Genomic DNA, 17721 nt, shown 5'->3' with positions numbered 1-17721 from the left:
GTTGATTCACTCCCTTATGACTTCAATACCAATTCTTCAATGGCGTGGGAAACCCCATCTTCCATATTGGATTTGGTAATATAGTTCGCATATTTCTTTATTGCTTCATTGCCATTAGCCATGACAACAGCTGTTCCTGCCCATTGTAACATAGCCTTGTCGTTTTCTTCATCACCAATGGCCATGACCTCGCTAACATCAATCTTTAAATAATCAGCCAAGGCCGCCAAACCCTGTCCCTTATCCACGCCCTTAGGCATGACTTCGAGCTGGTGTCCATGTGAACGCATGACGGAATAGTCCTGGTAGAGCCATTCCGGTAAGTTGGCTAACTGGTCTTCGATATGTTCCTTGGGGGTATTGGTCACGGTTTTATAGAAATGATGGTCCATCCCCAAAGCATCCAAGTCAAAAGGAACAAAGGGAAGAAAAGGCATTTGTTGGTCATAGTGACCCGGCCAGTACTTGGGATACTTCAAACGATGGACGGTATTGATATCTACCGCATCAATGGGTAAATCGAGCCCATACATCATGTCATAAATGCGAAGCACATCTGCTGTCGTCATAATGGTTTCAGAAATGATCTCACGTGACTCATTATGTAAGACCAGACCACCATTATAAGTGATGGAGAAATGCTTGGCGGTATTCATTTCAAAGCGGTCCAAGGCAAATTGAATGCCTTCAATGGGACGACCGGTACAAATCACCACTTCAATCCCCGCTTCCACTGCTCTTCTTATGGTAGAAGCACTGGCCTCACTAATGGTCTTATCATCACGTAATAAGGTTCCATCTAAGTCAATAGCAATAAGTTTAATCATGCAATCTATCCTTTATAAAGCCTTAGCACCTGCCAAGGCATTCATTCCAAAATTTCTAACTCATTATATCACAGATCAAGAAAATAACCCATTTGAAGAGAGTGCGACAAGCGCGTCAAAGAGCAAGACCACTGGAGCTAAAGGGCGAAAGAAGCTTCAAAGAGGCTTCTTCGACCTTTGGTGAAGTGGACGCTTGCTCTGCGCTTGGAGCAGGTTTAGGAGAGTGTGAGCTGACGGCAAAAAGTGAAACGCTGGAAGAAATATGCGGAAATCCTTGAAAAGGATTGCCAAATATTTCTGAAGCGGAGTTCACTTTTGTCAACGAGCAGGTTTAGAAAGGATGTGAGGACGCCACCAGAGACTTGAATTGCTGGAGGAAAATACCATAAGCACAGGAAACTGTGCGTTGGTATTTTCTGAAGCAACTTCAAGGCTGGCGTCCGAACTCAACTAAAGAGTGCGAGCTGACGGCAAATCCTTAACTAAAAAAGCTGGGAGACTCGCCCCCAGCCTTAATGACTTTTTAAATCTATTATTCCTAATTCAACTGGTCATCAACGTCTTCTAAACGAACCGAAGCCAGCTGGGAAATCCCCTCCTGCTGCATGGTCACCCCATAAAGAATGTTAGCAGCTTCCATGGTTCCCTTACGGTGGGAAATGACAATAAATTGCGTTTTTTGGGCGAATTTTTGCAAGTAGCGTCCATAGCGGGCCACATTGGCATCATCTAAGGCCGCTTCAACTTCATCCAAAATGGAGAAAGGCACCGTTTTGACATCCAAAATGGCAAAGAGTAGGGCAATAGCGGTAAGGGCCCGCTCACCCCCCGATAACAAGCTCAAGAGCTGGAGTTTCTTCCCTGGCGGTTGGGCCATGATTTCGACCCCAGTATTCAGTAAGTCATTGGGATCGGTGAGCTTGAGGGTTGCCTTGCCTCCACCAAAGAGAGCCGGAAAAATACTTTCAAAGGCGTCACGGATAGCTTCAAAGGTGGTCTTAAAGCGGGTAGAGACTTCACTATCCATTTCAGCAATGGTTTGATAGAGATTTTCACGAGCATCGATAGCATCTTGGCGCTGTTTATCGATAAAGCAAAATCGCTCATACACCTCATCATATTCTTCAATGGCCTGCATATTGACTGGTCCCAGGCTATCAATGGCCTGCTTTAATTGCTTAACCCGGCTAGAGGCTTGGTCAATCGACATGGTTAACTGACTTTCTGCCCGCGCCCGTTCATAGGTCAAACCGTATGATTCACTTAATTGTTCCAGGTGATTATCAATCGACACCTCATAGCGACTGGCACTGGCCTCTAGCTTAGCAATATTTTGTAAGTTGCTTTGAATTTCTGAGTTCAGTTGACTAATCATTTGATTGGCCGCTTCAACCTTTTGACTAGCTTCCTGGCGTTCTTCTTTGGCTATTTTTAACTGGGTCTGGATATCTTTACTTTGCTTTTGGAAGCTTTGCAATTGGGCCTCTAAATGCTTTTTCTTCTCCTCCTGGTCGCTATCATTGGTCAGGGCTTGGCTTAGTAAGTTAGCAAGTTCTTGATAGGCCTTTTCCTGGTCAGCGAGCTCTGCGGACAAGCTAGCTTTTTGATCCTTAGCCTGCTTAACTTGCTCCTTGGTGACCGCAAAGTCAGTTGCAATCTCTTGAAAATCTTCTTGCAGCTGGGCTTTTTGCTGGCCCTTTTCTTCATCAGAGAGTAAACGAGCATCGATCTTGGCCTTGGCTGCTTGAATTTTTTCCTGTAAGTGAGTCAGTTTTTCCTGGCTGGTGGCCAGGTCGGCCTGACTCTGCTTAACATCCTCTTGGCTGAGATTTTTCTCATAATCTTGGCCTTGGACTTCCTTAGCCAATTTCTCCAGCTCTTGAGCCAAGTGCTCCCTTTCTGCCTGGCTAGAACGCAGGTCATAGCGAGCCTCACTACCTTTTTCTTTCAAGCTTTCTAAGGCCTGGGACATCTGATCTTGGTCTTTCTGCTGGGTCGCTATCCGGCTAGCCGCTTCTTGGTAAGAGGCTTCCATGGATTCAATATCTCGGCTTAAGCTTTGGATGTCATTTTTACGACTAAGGAGAGAGGTCTGGTTCCGCTTATTAGCGCCCCCGGTTAAGGATCCTCCCGCATTAACGAGGTCCCCGGTCAAAGTGACGATCCGGTAACGAGCATGGAGAGCCTGAGATAGGCGGCGAGCCCCGGTTAAGTCCTCAGCCAGAATGATATTTCCCATCACATTTTCCATGACGGTTTGAAATTGGTCGTCAAAGTCTACTAAGTCAACCAACAGGCCGATATAAGCGGGATCAGCTTGGACCCGGCTGACTTGCTGGTCACTGATTCGCCGACTTTTCATAGTATCCAGGGGGAGGAAGGTCGCCCGTCCGGCCTTCTTAGCCTTCAAGTAGGTAATCACTTCCTGGGCCACTTGACCATCCTGGGTGACGATATTTTGCATGTTGCCCCCTAAGGCCGTTTCTACCGCCAGGGTATAATCCTCAGGCACATTGATCAATTCCGCAATGGCCCCAAAAATCCCCCTTTTTTGGCACTTTAATTTCAGGGCATTTTTGACCCCGTAGTAAAAGCCTTCGTGGTTATCCTCTAAATTCTTTAAGGAATCTAACTGGGCTTGTTTTCTCAAGAGCTTTTGATAGAGGGCCTGGTTGGCATTGGTCGCTTTTTGGACTCGGTCTTGGGACTGTCTTAATGACTGGGCTTGGTCTTGATATTCTTGGAGCAAGTCTTTTAACCTTTGCTCTTTTTGACTAATTTCTTGGTCCAATTCTTCCTGCTGGTCTTCCAGCTTAGCCTGTTCTTTTTGACTGTTCCGGATCCTCTCCGCATATTTTTCTTGGTTCTTTTGCCCTTGTTGGATATCCTTCTCAGTTTGTTGGATTTGATTAGATAAATGGCTTTCTTCCTGTAAATAAGCGATATATTGGTTACGCAAGTCTTCCAAATCTTCTTCGCTGTAGTCACTTAAAGCCGCTAATTGATCCTTGAGGGATTGATAGGAGTCGGCTTGGCTTTGATAAGTTTCTTGGTACTTATCTAGCTGAGCCTGGTTACTTCTTAAGTTTGCTTTCAGTTTTTCAATTTTTGCTTGTAAATTGGCCTGTTCTTTTTCTTGGTTTTGCCGGTTAGACTGGATAAAACGCTGCTCCTGCTCCATCATTTGCAGTTGGCTACGTAGTTTCTCCCCAGCCTGGAGTTTGACCACGTAGTTGTCATTGAGCTCGTTAACGCGCTCATCAGACAGTTCTTCAGCGGCCTTGGCTTGGGTCAAAGCTGTTTCTTCCTGGTCAAGTTGACGTTTTTTCCCTTCATTGCTGGCCTGGATGCTTTCCAAATCTTTCTTAGCCAGTTGCCATTGTTCATTAAGGGTTTCGATTTGAACGGCAGTGAGAGCAATTTCAATTTGACTAAGCTCTTGCTTCTTGTCCCGGTAGGAAACAGCCGCTTCTTTTTGCTCCTTGAGGGGCTCCAAGCGGCCTTCAATTTCCGACAAGATATCTTCAATCCGGTTTAAATTCTCCTGGGACCGGTCCAACTTGCGTTCAGCTTCTTGCTTCTTACTCTTATACTTCATGACCCCGGCAGCTTCTTCAAAGATAGCGCGTCGCTCTTCAGCCCGCTGGGTAAAGATCTCTTCTACCTTGCCTTGGGAAATAATGGAGAAGGATTCCTTTCCTACTCCCGTATCCATCATTAACTGGGTAATATCCTTTAAGCGGCAATTTTGGCCATTAATTTTATAGATACTGTCGCCTGAGCGGGTATAGCGTCTCAAGACCGAGACCTCATCACTATCCATATCAAGAACCCGGTCACTGTTATCAAAGGTTAAAACCACCTGGGCATATTGGGATTGCCGCCGACTTTGTGAACCTGAAAAAATCACGTCATCCATTCTTTTCCCGCGCAGTGATTTGGCGGATTGTTCACCGAGCACCCATTTCACTGCTTCAGTGATATTCGATTTACCACTACCGTTTGGTCCAACTATGGCTGTAAAACCCCGGTCGAGTTCGACCCGGGTTTTCTCTGCAAAGCTCTTAAAACCGACCATTTCAATTGTTTTTAAATACACACACTTGCCGTCCTTTATTTATCTTTTTGTATATCCTCGAGGGCCTGTTTGGCTGCCGCTTGTTCAGCATGTTTCTTAGAAGTTCCCTGGCCTTGACCGATGATTTCACCATCCAAACAGACCGCCACTTCAAAGCGTTTATTATGGGAGGGGCCAGATTCCTTCAACAAACGATAAGACAGGTTAATCTGACCATCTTTTTGGAGTTCTTCTTGGAGGGCGGTTTTATTGTCTCGGTGGTCCTTAAATTCACCGCTCTCGATCTTAGGATAAATGGTTTGCTCTAGAAACTTCTCAATAGCATCTAACCCAAGATCAAGATATAAGGCTCCCACAACGGCTTCAAATAAATCACAAAGTAAGGAAGAACGTTCGCGACCACCATTGGCCTCTTCACCGTGCCCTAGACGGACATATTGGTCAAAACCACACTCCTTACAGCGTTTACTCAAACTTTCCTCACAGACAATTAAGGCCCGAATCCGAGATAAGTCGCCTTCTGGTAATTGGGGAAAGTAATGGTAGAGGAAATTAGAGACTGTTAACTCTAAAACAGCATCCCCTAAAAATTCAATTCGTTCATTGTCCTGTAAATTTTCTTTGCGTTTTTCATTCACATAGGATGAATGCGTAAAGGCAATTTGATAATGACGCTTTTCATGAATGTCCAAATCAAATTGCTCTTTAAAAAGCTGCTTAATCGCTTTAAACATGGTTTTCCTCCTTAATAATTAACTCTTTTTCGCCAAACTAATAGCATCAACTAATTCTTCTAAGGTTTCAATATGGTCTGCAGTTGAATCGGGAATGGAGACCTTGAAATAATCTTCTAAGGTCATGACCAGCTCCACAATATCTAAGGAATCTGCCCCAAGGTCCTTAGATAAGTGGGTAGTTTTATCGATTTTCTCATCTTCCAAACCAAATCGTTCACTGATCATTTCCCGAATGATATCAAAAATTTTTCTCTCTTCCATAGTTGGTCTTCCTTCCCAAAACAATTTCTTTTCAAAGGCCTAGTCTTCTGCTTGACCTTCCTTATTAGCGATTTGTTGTGCCAAACTGTCATAGGTACCTGATTTCACAATTTGCCGGGCCTGGCCGATGGTTGCAGCAACAGTCTTAGCACTGGCATTCCCATGACACTTAATCACTGGGGCTTTTACTCCAAACAGGGTCGCTCCACCAACACTTTCAATATCAAATTGCCCTAGGGTTTCCTTTAATGAATTTTTTATCAGTAAGGCCCCTAGCTTTGTTTTTAGGTTCCCTGATTTGAGGCTGTGACTGACTAACGTAAGAATCTCTTTAGCCGTCCCCTCAATGGCCTTTAAAACGGCATTACCGGTAAAGCCATCACTAACCACCACATCGCAGACCCCAGCTAAGATATCGCGGGATTCCACATTACCGATGAAGTGGATCTGTTCTTCCTGGCTCAGTAATTCAAAGGCTTCTTTAGTGACTTTGTTACCCTTAGTATCCTCAGAACCATTATTCAAGAGACCCACACGTGGCTGACGCTTACCTAAGACGTCCTTAGCATATTGGTTACCCATCAAGGCATTCTCCCAGAGTTGCTTGGCCTTGGCATCGGCATTAGCGCCCATATCCACCAAAACAAAGGATTCCCCTGATTCTCTTAAATTAGGCAGGGTTCCCAATAAGGCCGGACGATCAATTCCTTTAATTCGCCCGACTAACAAGGTCCCTGCTGCTAAGAGGGCCCCAGTATTACCGGCTGAGACCAAGGCATGAGCCTGTCCTTTTTTTACCGCCTTAGCGGCAACCACCATGGAGGCATCCTTCTTGCGACGGATGGCCCGGACCGGTTCATCATCGCCAGCAATTTTTTCTGAACAATGGATGATTTCAATGGGATAGTCCCCCTCAGGAAGCAGGGCTTGGATTTGGTCTTGGTCCCCATAGAGCAGGATCTGAATATCGGAATAGGTCTGGACTGCTGCCAGGGCCCCTTCCATGATAGCTTGAGGGGCGTGGTCGCCACCCATAGCATCTACTGCAATTTTAATCATGAGCTTCACTCCTTTAGCCTCGATCAGGCTTGACGTTCTTCTTCCACTTGATTCAACCAGGCACCTAGTAAGGGATAGTCCTGGGCATTTTCCATGAGGTAGGGAGCAAATTGAATGGCATCCTGGCGGCTATATTCCAGAATCTCGCCATCTTCAATCGGATCGGCTAACTGGAATTCAGGTAAGCCACTTTGCTTGGTGCCAAAATAGTCCCCTGCTCCCCGTAACTCTAAGTCTTGCTGGCTCAAATAAAAGCCATCATTAGACTCAGTCATGATTCGCATCCGTTCTTTACCGTTTTCAGTATGGGGGTCAGCCAACAAGAGGCAGAAAGAGGCTGCCTGGCCCCGGCCAACCCGACCTCGTAATTGATGGAGTTGGGCTAGACCGAAATGGTCGGCATCCAAAATAACCATCAAGCTGGCATTGGGAACATTGAGTCCTACCTCAACCACAGTGGTGGCTACCAAAAGCTGGATCGTATGGTCACTATAGGCCTGCATGACAGCTTCTTTTTCTTCATTAGATAACTGCCCATGAAGGAGGCCGACCTGGTAGTGGTCACCAAAGCGGGCCTGATAATCGGCATAAATTTTTTCGGCGTTTTGGGCCTCGACTTTTTCTGACTCGCCTACCAGGGGACAAATAATATAAGCTTGCCGCCCCTTAGCTAGTTCCTGCTTTAAGAGATAGTCGACCTGATTAGCCTCCTGGGGCCTTAGCCAGAGGGTCTTAACCGGCTGACGGCCAGCGGGGAGTTCCTTTAACTTGGAAACTTCCATGTCCCCCATCAAGGTAATTTCTAGGGTTCGAGGGATGGGGGTAGCGGTCATATAGAGGACATTGGGGTGGCGGTCTCTATTCTTATCGATTAATTGCCGGCGCTGCTTGACCCCAAAGCGGTGCTGTTCATCGATAATGACTAGCCCCAGGTCCTTAAAGTGAACATCCTCCTGGAAGAGGGCATGGGTGCCGATCATCAGGTCCAGGTCTCCCTGGGCCAGCTGGGTCAGGATTTGCTTACGGTCTTTGCCCTTGGTAGACCCGGTTAACAAGGCACAGCGTAGTCCCGTGGCTTGGTAGATACTTTGGGCCTCTTTAAAATGCTGTTCAGCTAAAATTTCGGTAGGTACCATTAAGGCCCCTTGAAAGCCAGCCGATACAGTAGCCGCTAGGGCGATCAAGGCCACAATAGTCTTTCCGCTCCCCACATCCCCTTGAAGGAGCCGGTTCATGGGATAGGGCTGTAGGAGGTCCCGACAAATTTGATTAGTAACTTCTTTTTGTCCCTGGGTCAATTCAAAGGGGATCGAACGGATAAATTCTTTTAACTGGTCATTATCATATTGGATTTGTACCCCCGCTTCTTGGTAGCGCTGGTTGAGCTTGCGCCATTGAATACGGAGACTATAGAGGAAGAGTTCCTGGTACTTAATCTGGCGCCGGGCTTGCTGGCTATCAGCCTCAGTATTTGGAAAATGCATCAAGCGTATAGCCTGGCGATGAGGAATTAACTGATAGCGCTTTGACAATTCTTCGGGGATAAGCTCAGGAATCTGATCTTCATACTGGTCAAGAGCCGTCTTAATTAACTGCCTTAAAGCGGACTGTGAGAGCCCTTTAGTTGTATGGTAGACAGAGGCGGTCTCATTATCCTCACTGGAAAAATTGATAAGTTTAATCCCCAACAATTGCTGGCGCTTGGCTTCATAAGTTCCATAAATCAGGATCTCTTCTTGGCTATGAATTTGCTTTTTGAGGTAGGCTTGGTTGAAGAAATTAACATTGATAATTTCATGGTCCACCTGCAAACGGAAATGCAGGCGGTTGCCCTTGCGTCCCCGAAAATAATTCACCACGGGTTCAGTAACCACACGGCCCTTTAAGGTCGCCTTTTGATTGTCGGCCAATTCCTGAATACTTTTAACCGATAAGTCTTCATAGCGAAAAGGAAATTGACAAAGTAAATCATAAATGCTTTCAATCTTCAAACGCTTCAACAGGGCTGCTTTTTTAGGGCCTACTCCAGTTAAGGCGCTGACTGGATCAGTGATACTCGTCATTGGCTTACTCCTTCCCGCTATAGGCTACTAAAGATCGATGTCCGCTAAGATATTAATTAAGTCACGGCGATAATTGTAACCAGATAATTGGTTAACCACCAGGAATTCGTCGCAATCTAATTCTTTCATCAAATGGCTAAATTTAGCCTGAATTTCTTTAGGACTAGCGATTAATTTAGCCTCTTGGTAATGGTCAATGATTTCCTTCTCCTCATCGGAAAAAGGATAGAATTCCGCTTCCTCCACACTCAAGAGTTGGTACAAGGCCCGCTTGTTACTCCTAAAGGTCAGTATCCAAGCATCAATAGCCTTCTCTAGACCTTCCAAGACATTCTCATCATAGGCTGAAATGACATAGAGCGACACCATGACATGGGGGGTATTACTAATCCCATTGGGTTTAAAATACTTGCGATAAATGCGGATAGCTTCTTTACATTCTTCATAAGAAGGATTGAGGAAGAGGCCAAAAAGCATGCCCCAGCCTTGTTCAGCAATATAGCGAACATGGCGGGTGCTGGTTACCATGACATAATAAGGAATCTCATGGTCAAATAAGACTGGCATGGCCCGGGCTTTCCCCTCTTGGTGGACTGACCGTTGATCATGCATATAGTCATAAAGGGCGACTAATTCATCCTTATAGGGTTTGGGATTCTTAAAGTCAAAGCCCCCCATTTCCTTTTGGTCAGCCTGTTCCTTAGGATTGCTATAACCTACCCCCGCTTCAATCCGGTGGGGGGCCAAGCATTCTAAGACTTTAAAGTTCTCAGCCAGTTGATAGGCACTTAAATTATCCAGCATCACCCCACCTGTACCCAGGCGGATATGCTTGGTAATCGCCGCTGCATAGCCTAATGTGACTTGGGGGCTTGACCCTAAGAGTGCCGGAGTGCTGTGGTGTTCAGCAAACCAGTAACGAGCCAGTCCCTTTTCATCTGCCAATTGTAATAAATTCATGGCGCTTTTAAAGGATTCGATCGCAGTCATTTCACGATCGCGAGGAATAAAATCCAAAATACCTATTTTCATATGACTCTTTCTCTTTCACCCTTCTAAATATAGAAAACAGACTGCAAGACAGCCTGTTTCTTAACTATTCAACAGAAATTAAATAACTATAGACAGGCTGGTCCCCTTTATAGACTTCAACTTCTAATTGATCATTATCTTCAGTGATAAGATCTGCTAACTGACTAGCCTCTTCTTCACTGATGTCTTCACCATAGATTAAAGTCACTAATTCACTTTCTTCATCGGTTAAGGCCTGGACCGTTTTACGGGCAGCCTGACTCTTATCAGTATCACAGACTTGTATATCGCCTTCAACCAGGCCCATATAGTCACCCTTGTGGATGGTTAAACCAGAGATCGAAGTGTCTCGAATCGCATGGGTCACTTGCCCACTCTTGACTTCATGGAAGGCTTCTTTCATGGAGCTTTCATTACTTGCTAAGTCATCATTGAGGTTAAAGCCAAGTAAGGCCGCTAGCCCTTGGGTAATCGACTCGGTTTCTAAGACCACGGTAGGCACCTCGCTGACATCAGCCGCTTGTTTAGCTGCCATAAAGATATTCTTATTGTTAGGTAAGAGAATGATATTTTCAGCGTTAACTGCTTCAATGGCCTTAACAAAGTCTTCCGTCGACGGATTCATAGTCTGACCACCGGAAATGATGTAGCTAGCCCCCGCCTCTTTAAAGAGTTCGCTCACGCCTTCACCGGCGCAAACAGCAATAATACTATAGGCCTGCTTTTCTTTAGGGGCTGCCTTGGCCTTATTGGTCAAGATATCCTCATGTTGCTGGCGCATATTATCCACTTTCACCTTGATTAAGGTCCCAAATTTTTGCCCATAATTGAGGACATCACCAGGACGTTCAGTGTGGACATGGACCTTGACCACTTCATCATCATTAACCACTAATAAGGAATCCCCGCGTTCACTCAGGTAATTCCGGAAAGTCTCGTAGTCAAAGTCTTCATAGTCTTCTGAGCCTTGCCCTAAGGCCACCATAATTTCGGTACAGAAGCCGAATTTGATATCTTCTGAAGACACGGAATGGGAAGTATTATAGTAATTTTCTTCATGGGCTAATTCAGTGAGGTCGGTATTTTCAACATTGGTATGGAAACTAGCAACCGCTTCACCCGTCAAGGCCTCTAAAAAGCCAGCATAGATTAAGCACAGTCCTTGCCCGCCAGAATCAACCACGCCTACTTCTTTTAATACAGGAAGCAGGTTAGGGGTGTTCTCTAAAGCCAAGTTAGCGCCTTCAGAAACAGCGCGCATAACCTCAATGACGTCATCACTCTTTTCAGCTTGGACTAGACCGGCTTCTGCTCCCTCACGGACCACGGTCAAGATCGTCCCTTCCACTGGCTTCATGACTGCCTTATAAGCTGACTTAACCGCCTGGTCAAAGCTATTGGCTAGGGCCTTGGCATCTAACTTTTCGAGACCCTTACAGCCCTTAGCAAAGCCTCTAAAGATTTGGGATAGGATTACGCCGGAATTCCCCCGTGCTCCCATTAGCAAACCCTTAGCTAGGGCATCGGCCACTTCTTCGACACTTTGCCCATCGTTCTTCTCGACTCCGTCTAACCCCGCTGAAAAGGATAGGTTCATATTTGTCCCTGTATCCCCATCAGGTACCGGAAAGACATTTAAGGAATCGACATAATCTGCTCCTTGCTTTAACTTGTCACAACCTACGGCAACCATGTTTCTTAAATCTGATGCATCAATGACTAACTGACTCATGCAGCGTCTTCCTCCCTTCGCTTATTGATCCTCTGTATATATGCCTTGGACAAAGACGTTCACTACATTAGCAGTGATGCCTAGTTGCCGTCCTAAATCATATTTTACAGAGCGTTGCACGTTACGACAAATTTCTGAGATCTTGGTGCCATAGTTTACCATAATATAAACATCAACGATCACCAGATCAGCCTCGCTACGAACAACGACTCCCTTGGTATAATTTTCAATTTTTAAGATTTCAGAAATGCCATCACGGATTTGGTTCTTGCTGGCCATACCAACCACACCATAATTTTGTGTGGTAGCCATTCCCACAACCTTAGCAATCACGTCATTAGTAATTTCAATTTCGCCATATTCAGAATCCATTTTTACAGGCATTGTTTTTCCTCCTTGTTAATAAGAGTCATTTTTTGATGAATACGCTTGAAGATTCTTATATCATAATCCTTTTCCCATTGTACCAATTTTTGGCGGATATTGCACTCTCTGGCCTAAATTAAAAGCTAATAATAAAAAAACACATTAGCGGTAGAATGATTAACACTCTATGGCTAATGTGATTTTCTATCGTTAGTTTGTTGACTAAACACGTTGAACTTTTCCTGATTTAAGGGCACGAGCTGAAACCCAAACACGTTTAGGTTTTCCATCAACTAACACACGAACTTTTTGCAAGTTTGGTTTAAAGGTACGTTTTGAGCTGTTTAAAGCGTGTGAACGGTTGTTTCCAGATTTTGCTTTACGACCTGTGAAATAACATTGTTTTGCCATGTTGAATAACTCCCTTCTTACAGTTTTTTGAACATACTAGAATATTTTATCATAGGGGTTACTGGGTTGCAAGTTCTTTTAGAAAATACTTAGCAAATAACTAGCGAGCATCCCTGGTTTGTAAGACCATCAAGAGACCAGAAGTAAAGCTTAAGGACATGGGGCGTCCATCAGGGAGAAACTCGTTAGAAATAAAGGGCCGCGGGTTATCAGAGGCAAAGTCCTCTAAGCGGTATTTAACGTCTTTTAAGGTCAACCCGCTGACGGGCCCCATAGAAACCAAGGAAAGATAGGTCATGCCTTCATAGGGATAAATGATATGTTCACCAGGCTCCAAAAAGCGAACCGTGTTGGTATCGGAAACAAATTCTAAACGAGAGATGACCGGTTGAAAACGGTCTTGGTAAGCCATCCATAGGTTATTAAGGGTATGGTCGAGACGACCACCCAGCATGCCATAAAAAATGATATATTCAGCCTGGGGCCAATTTTTCATCATTTCCATGAGCGCGGCTTCGGTATCAGTATCATTCTTCTCACTGGGTAAGACAATCGATTTTTGGGCCGCTTCTTGGATCGCTTGTCTTTCCTCCGCCGTCACCGAATCAAAGTCCCCCACAGCTAGGTTGAGGGGTAAGCCGGCCCGGAGCAACTCTCTCGCCCCACGGTCAATGCCTACCCAGGCCACTTGGGGGTCGCTTTTGTAGCTAGCAATAATGGGATTGTCCAAATGGGCAATTGAACTTCCCACAGCAATAATACGTTGAATCATTTTTCTCACTCACTTTTAGCAGCAGGCATCCCGCAAGGAAGCAATGGCTTGGTTAGAATCCCCTTTGTAGACATAAGAGCCGGAAACAAAGACATCCACCCCTTGGTCGTAGCACTGACGAATGGTGGTGTTATCGATCCCTCCATCGACTTGAATTTGATAATGGTAGCCTTTTTCCTGACGGATTTGGTCCAGTTCAGTCATTTTTTCTACCATATCTGGAATGAAGGCTTGTCCACCAAAGCCTGGGTTAACCGTCATGACTAAGACCATATCAACCATATTCAAGATCGGTGTGATGGCTGAAACTGGAGTCGCTGGGTTAAGCGCCACCGCTGCCTTCATGCCTTGGGATTGAATATTTTGAATGGTGCGGTGTAAGTGGGTGACCGCTTCAAAATGTACCGTCATGCTATCTGCTCCCGCTTGGGCTAGGGATTCAATATAGTCATCTGGATTATCCACCATCATATGGCAATCAATGAAGAGTTTGGTGTGAGGACGTAGGGCTTCCACCATGGGCGCACCAAACGTGAGGTTGGGGACAAAATGGCCATCCATAATATCCACATGGACCCAGTCTGCTCCAGCCTCTTCAATCCGGGCAACTTCTTCACGCATACGACCGGTATCAGCATTTAAAATACTTGGGGCAATTTTCATTTTTTCTTCCTCCTATTTTTCTGTTGGTAATCGGGTTTTTTATTGATAATTTCTTGCAAAAATTCCACATAATGGTCATAACGACTCTGACTAATCTCGCCTGCCTCTAGGGCTGCTTTAATGGCGCATTGAGGCTCGTGGGTGTGGGAGCATTCCCGGAACTTACAGAAATCACTCCGCTCTCTCATTTCGGGGAAGTAGTCTCCCAGGTCTTCCTTTTCAATGCTATCTAAGCTTAAACTGGAAAAGCCAGGCGTGTCGACTAGCTTACCCCCATAGACATCATGTAATTCAACATGGCGGGTGGTATGCTTGCCCCGGCCCATCCCCTTAGAAATAGCAGCCGTTTCCTTATGGAGATCAGGCAGGAGATGGTTTAACAAGGTGGTCTTACCAACCCCTGACTGTCCCATAGCGGCAATGGTTTTCCCATGAAAAAGTTCAGTCAGTAAATCTTCGTCTGCTTGTGATAGGTCTAAATTCGTTAAGACCTGGTAGCCCAGGGACTGGTAATTAGCCAAGAGCGGCTGCAATTCTTCACGTTCTGCTTCATCGAGTAAGTCTAACTTGGAAAAGTAAAGCGCTGGTTGGATCCTTTGGCTTTCACTATAGACCAACATGCGGTCAATCAACTTGCTAGGAATGTGTGGTTGAGTCACGGAAGCAACGACAAAGGCTAAGTCAATATTGGCCACGGGCGGCCGGTCAAGCTCATTTTTGCGCTCCTTCACAGCAGTTAAGACCCCTTCATGGAGATTATCTGCTTGGAAGCTGACATAGTCACCCACTAAGGGGCTCAGCTGTTCCTTACGAAAGAGACCGCGCGCCCGGGTTTGATAGATCTCCCGACTATCTTGATCTTCAATATAGTAAAAGCCACTCAAGACCTTAACGATTTGGCCCTTTTTTTCTGCTGGTCTATTAGTCATCGCCTGGTTTCACTCGATTCTCTAAAATCGTCTTGCCGTCACGGACTACCTTGAAACGAGCGGTTTTATTAGGCTCAGTTTCAAAACTCAAAGTATAAGACTTATCGTCAGTGATGGTAAAGTGATCAGCCACTTCATTGTAAGAATGGTTTAAATCATCAATGTAAATCTCAATGTCATTAGCTGCCTGCCGTTGAGAAGTAGACTCGCTATCCGAATCCCCACGAGATCTTTTGCCCTTGTAAGGAATAGTGATGGTGTGACGGAAGCTGTGTGTGGGCTCCTCCTCAGGCCCTAAAGAAAGGGTCACAGTCAAATTCGCCCCGCGGTTAAAGTTGGCTCCAGGCGCGATACTTTGGGAGACCACTAAACCCTTAGCCACAGAATCTGAATTAGCTTCATTAAAGCTGACATTCAAGCCTACACTTTGGGCATATTGTTGGACACCTGCTTGGTTTAAGCCTTGCAGGTTGGCCATCGTTAAGGGTTCCTTACCCAAACTCACGACCAAGTGCAGGTTGGTTTCACTAGCCACCACACTAGCGCCTGGCGCTGGGTTTTGGGAAATCACTTTACCCTTTTCAACCTCTTCACTATAGACTTCTTCACTACTTACAGAAAAACCTTTCTTCTCAGCATCTTTTTTAGCCTGTTCTAGGGTCTGTCCTTGGTAGTTAGGGATTTCAATGGGTTCCTTACCCTGGCTAATATAGAGATCAATGGGCTGGTCTGCCTTGACCTTTCGCCCACTACTCGGATCGGTCCGGATCACTCGCCCGCTTTCCACCTGGTCGCTATATTCTTGATGACTCTCACCCAGGCTAAAGCCATTATTGACCAGGCTGTTACGGGCCTGGTCTTCGGTCATATTGGTTAAATCAGGGACCGGTTGACTTTGACCCTGGCCAAAGACAAAGACGCCGAGAAGCAATAAGATAGCCAAGAGCCCTCCAATGAACCAAGGCCATCTCCGCTTGGGCCGACTGGATGCTTTTGGCGGAGCTGCTTTTACTTTTGGCTCACTTTGGGCCTCTGCCTTTTGACTCGCTAAGCCGGCACCGATCGGCATGGCCTTGGTCGCTTGAGCCGTTTCTTTGGGCTCTGGCTTGGCTTGGGGAGTGACCTTAGTTTCGTCAGTAATTTGTTTTTCGATCGCGTCCTTAGCCATAACGATGGTTTCATTCTTCATCAATGAAGGCGTAAATGGTGCTTCATTGGCCCGGCTGGGATCCAGACAGGTCGCTAAATCTTGCCGCATCTGTTCGCAAGTCTGATAGCGTTCATTAGCTTCCTTGGCCGTTGCCTTCATAATAACATTTTGCATGGCTTGGGGGATATCGGAACGAAATTGATTAATATCCGGTAGGGATTCCTGGAAGTGCTGAATGGCTATGCTAACGGCAGATTCCCCGTCGAAGGGGACCTGGCCAGTGAGCATTTCAAAGGAAACAATCCCCAAACTATAGATATCGGATTGGTAACTAGCCATCGACCCCCGGGCTTGTTCGGGGGAAAGATAATGGACCGAACCAATAATGGTATTGGTCTGGGTAATTGACGTCTCGGTAGAGACCAAGGCAATCCCAAAGTCCATGATTTTTACCTGGCCATCCGGTTTAATCATGATATTTTGCGGTTTTAAGTCCCGGTGGATAATCCCCTTGCGATGGGCGCATTCAACCCCAGCCAGGATTTGCATCATGATTCCTTGATAAGTTTCTTTACTGATGGGATGGTTTTTGCGAATAAATTGTTTAAGGTCAATTCCCTCAATATATTCCATCACGATATAGTGGCCATCATCATCGTCACCGACATCGTAAATATTAACAATATTGGGGTGGTTTACTTCTGAAATCGACATAGCCTCTCGTTTGAAGCGTCGGGTCGCGTCATCCATATCCGAAGTCCCAATGCGGAGGAATTTAATGGCGACCTCCCGTTCCAAAATCGGATCATAGGCTAAATAGACAGTTGCCATTCCTCCAGAGCCAAGGTGGCGGATAATTTCATAACGATTACCAATCACTTGACCTTGTTTCATGACACATCCCCTCCCTCAATCCTGGCGAGGACCACCGAAATATTATCCCGGCCCCCGGCTTGGTTGGCTGCAGCGATTAAGGCCTGAGCCGCTTGATTAACATCTTCATCGCTAGCGATAATCTGACCGATATCGTCATCAGTCAGCATATCGGTTAAACCATCTGAACAGAGTAAGAGCATGGTCTGCGCTTCTAGGGTAAATACCGAAATATCGACCTTGATATCTTCGCTTACCCCCACGGTCTGAGTCACAATATTCTTTTGCGGGTGATTTTGGGCTTCAGATGGGGTAATCATGTTCATATCTAAGAGTTCTTGGACAAAGGAATGGTCGCGGGTCAAAGGCTTCAAGGCCTCCCCATCGTAGCAATAGGCCCGACTATCACCCACATGGGCGACAATCCCCTTCCCTTCAATAATCGCAATCCCCACAATAGTGGTCCCCATGCCTGACAAATCATTATATTTTTTTGAAGCTTGTAAAACCCGGTCATTAGCAAAAACAATATTATCTTCCAACCAAGTTTGAACCGCTTCAGTATCGGTCTTTGGAGACTCCTCCCAGGCATGGCCAACTGCATAGAGGGCCATTTCACTGGCTACATCCCCAGCATTATGGCCGCCCATGCCGTCACAGAGCAGGAGTAGGGCCTGCTCGGCTTGATTATAAAAAACCCCTACTTGGTCTTGATTTGAGCTTCGAATTTGACCAGTATCGGTCAACTGACTAACTTCCATAGTAATT

General features: G+C 45.8%; 15 protein-coding genes. All 15 read right to left on the bottom strand.

Annotation, left to right across the window (positions count from 1 at the left end; genetic code table 11):
- Positions 1 to 14: 14 nt before the first annotated feature.
- A complete protein-coding gene (locus DBT50_RS02390; RefSeq protein ID WP_111851795.1) occupies positions 15 to 827 on the bottom strand; it encodes a Cof-type HAD-IIB family hydrolase in 813 nt (270 codons plus the stop codon).
- A 538-nt stretch (positions 828 to 1365) separates the two neighbouring features.
- Positions 1366 to 4926: a chromosome segregation protein SMC gene (gene smc, locus DBT50_RS02385; RefSeq protein WP_111853063.1), complete on the bottom strand. Its 3561-nt coding sequence runs from the start codon at positions 4924 to 4926 to the stop codon at positions 1366 to 1368.
- Between the two features lie 14 nt (positions 4927 to 4940).
- The gene (rnc, locus tag DBT50_RS02380) at positions 4941 to 5639 is read right to left on the bottom strand and encodes a ribonuclease III (RefSeq protein WP_083300404.1); all 699 of its coding nucleotides are present in this window, start codon (positions 5637 to 5639) and stop codon (positions 4941 to 4943) included.
- Positions 5640 to 5657: 18 nt separating this feature from the next.
- Positions 5658 to 5903: an acyl carrier protein gene (acpP, locus tag DBT50_RS02375; protein WP_060777885.1), complete on the bottom strand. Its 246-nt coding sequence runs from the start codon at positions 5901 to 5903 to the stop codon at positions 5658 to 5660.
- A gap of 39 nt (positions 5904 to 5942) precedes the next feature.
- Complete coding sequence (plsX, locus tag DBT50_RS02370) at positions 5943 to 6962, bottom strand: phosphate acyltransferase PlsX (protein ID WP_111851798.1); 1020 nt, start codon at positions 6960 to 6962, stop codon at positions 5943 to 5945.
- Positions 6963 to 6985: 23 nt separating this feature from the next.
- A complete protein-coding gene (gene recG, locus DBT50_RS02365) occupies positions 6986 to 9025 on the bottom strand; it encodes an ATP-dependent DNA helicase RecG (RefSeq protein ID WP_111851799.1) in 2040 nt (679 codons plus the stop codon).
- 27 nt (positions 9026 to 9052) lie between these two features.
- A complete protein-coding gene (locus DBT50_RS02360; protein ID WP_111851800.1) occupies positions 9053 to 10057 on the bottom strand; it encodes an MsnO8 family LLM class oxidoreductase in 1005 nt (334 codons plus the stop codon).
- A 64-nt stretch (positions 10058 to 10121) separates the two neighbouring features.
- Positions 10122 to 11789, bottom strand: a complete 1668-nt coding sequence (locus DBT50_RS02355) for a DAK2 domain-containing protein (RefSeq protein ID WP_070558491.1) — start codon at positions 11787 to 11789, stop codon at positions 10122 to 10124.
- 21 nt (positions 11790 to 11810) lie between these two features.
- Positions 11811 to 12173, bottom strand: coding sequence for an Asp23/Gls24 family envelope stress response protein (locus DBT50_RS02350; protein ID WP_013668911.1), 363 nt, complete (start codon positions 12171 to 12173; stop codon positions 11811 to 11813).
- A gap of 204 nt (positions 12174 to 12377) precedes the next feature.
- Positions 12378 to 12566 (bottom strand): 50S ribosomal protein L28, encoded by a 189-nt coding sequence (rpmB, locus tag DBT50_RS02345; protein ID WP_041706165.1) that lies wholly within the window; start codon positions 12564 to 12566, stop codon positions 12378 to 12380.
- 100 nt (positions 12567 to 12666) lie between these two features.
- Positions 12667 to 13338 carry a thiamine diphosphokinase gene (locus DBT50_RS02340; RefSeq protein WP_111851802.1) on the bottom strand — a complete coding sequence of 224 codons (672 nt, stop codon included), beginning with the start codon at positions 13336 to 13338 and terminating at the stop codon, positions 12667 to 12669.
- Positions 13339 to 13353: 15 nt separating this feature from the next.
- Positions 13354 to 14001 (bottom strand): ribulose-phosphate 3-epimerase, encoded by a 648-nt coding sequence (gene rpe, locus DBT50_RS02335; RefSeq protein ID WP_064293559.1) that lies wholly within the window; start codon positions 13999 to 14001, stop codon positions 13354 to 13356.
- Positions 13998 to 14930 (bottom strand): ribosome small subunit-dependent GTPase A, encoded by a 933-nt coding sequence (gene rsgA / locus DBT50_RS02330; protein WP_111851803.1) that lies wholly within the window; start codon positions 14928 to 14930, stop codon positions 13998 to 14000. Before rsgA ends, rpe begins: the two co-directional genes overlap by 4 nt.
- Positions 14923 to 16974 (bottom strand): Stk1 family PASTA domain-containing Ser/Thr kinase, encoded by a 2052-nt coding sequence (gene pknB, locus DBT50_RS02325; protein ID WP_111851804.1) that lies wholly within the window; start codon positions 16972 to 16974, stop codon positions 14923 to 14925. The genes rsgA and pknB overlap by 8 nt, the downstream gene beginning before the upstream one ends.
- A complete protein-coding gene (locus tag DBT50_RS02320; RefSeq protein WP_111851805.1) occupies positions 16971 to 17714 on the bottom strand; it encodes a Stp1/IreP family PP2C-type Ser/Thr phosphatase in 744 nt (247 codons plus the stop codon). Before DBT50_RS02320 ends, pknB begins: the two co-directional genes overlap by 4 nt.
- Between the last annotated feature and the right edge of the window lie 7 nt (positions 17715 to 17721).

This window comes from Aerococcus tenax, assembly GCF_003286645.3.
In the GTDB taxonomy this organism is placed as follows: Bacteria; Bacillota; Bacilli; order Lactobacillales; family Aerococcaceae; genus Aerococcus; species Aerococcus tenax.
The sequence above is the reverse complement of the archived record's forward strand: the minus strand, read 5'-3'. Positions and strand labels throughout refer to the sequence as shown.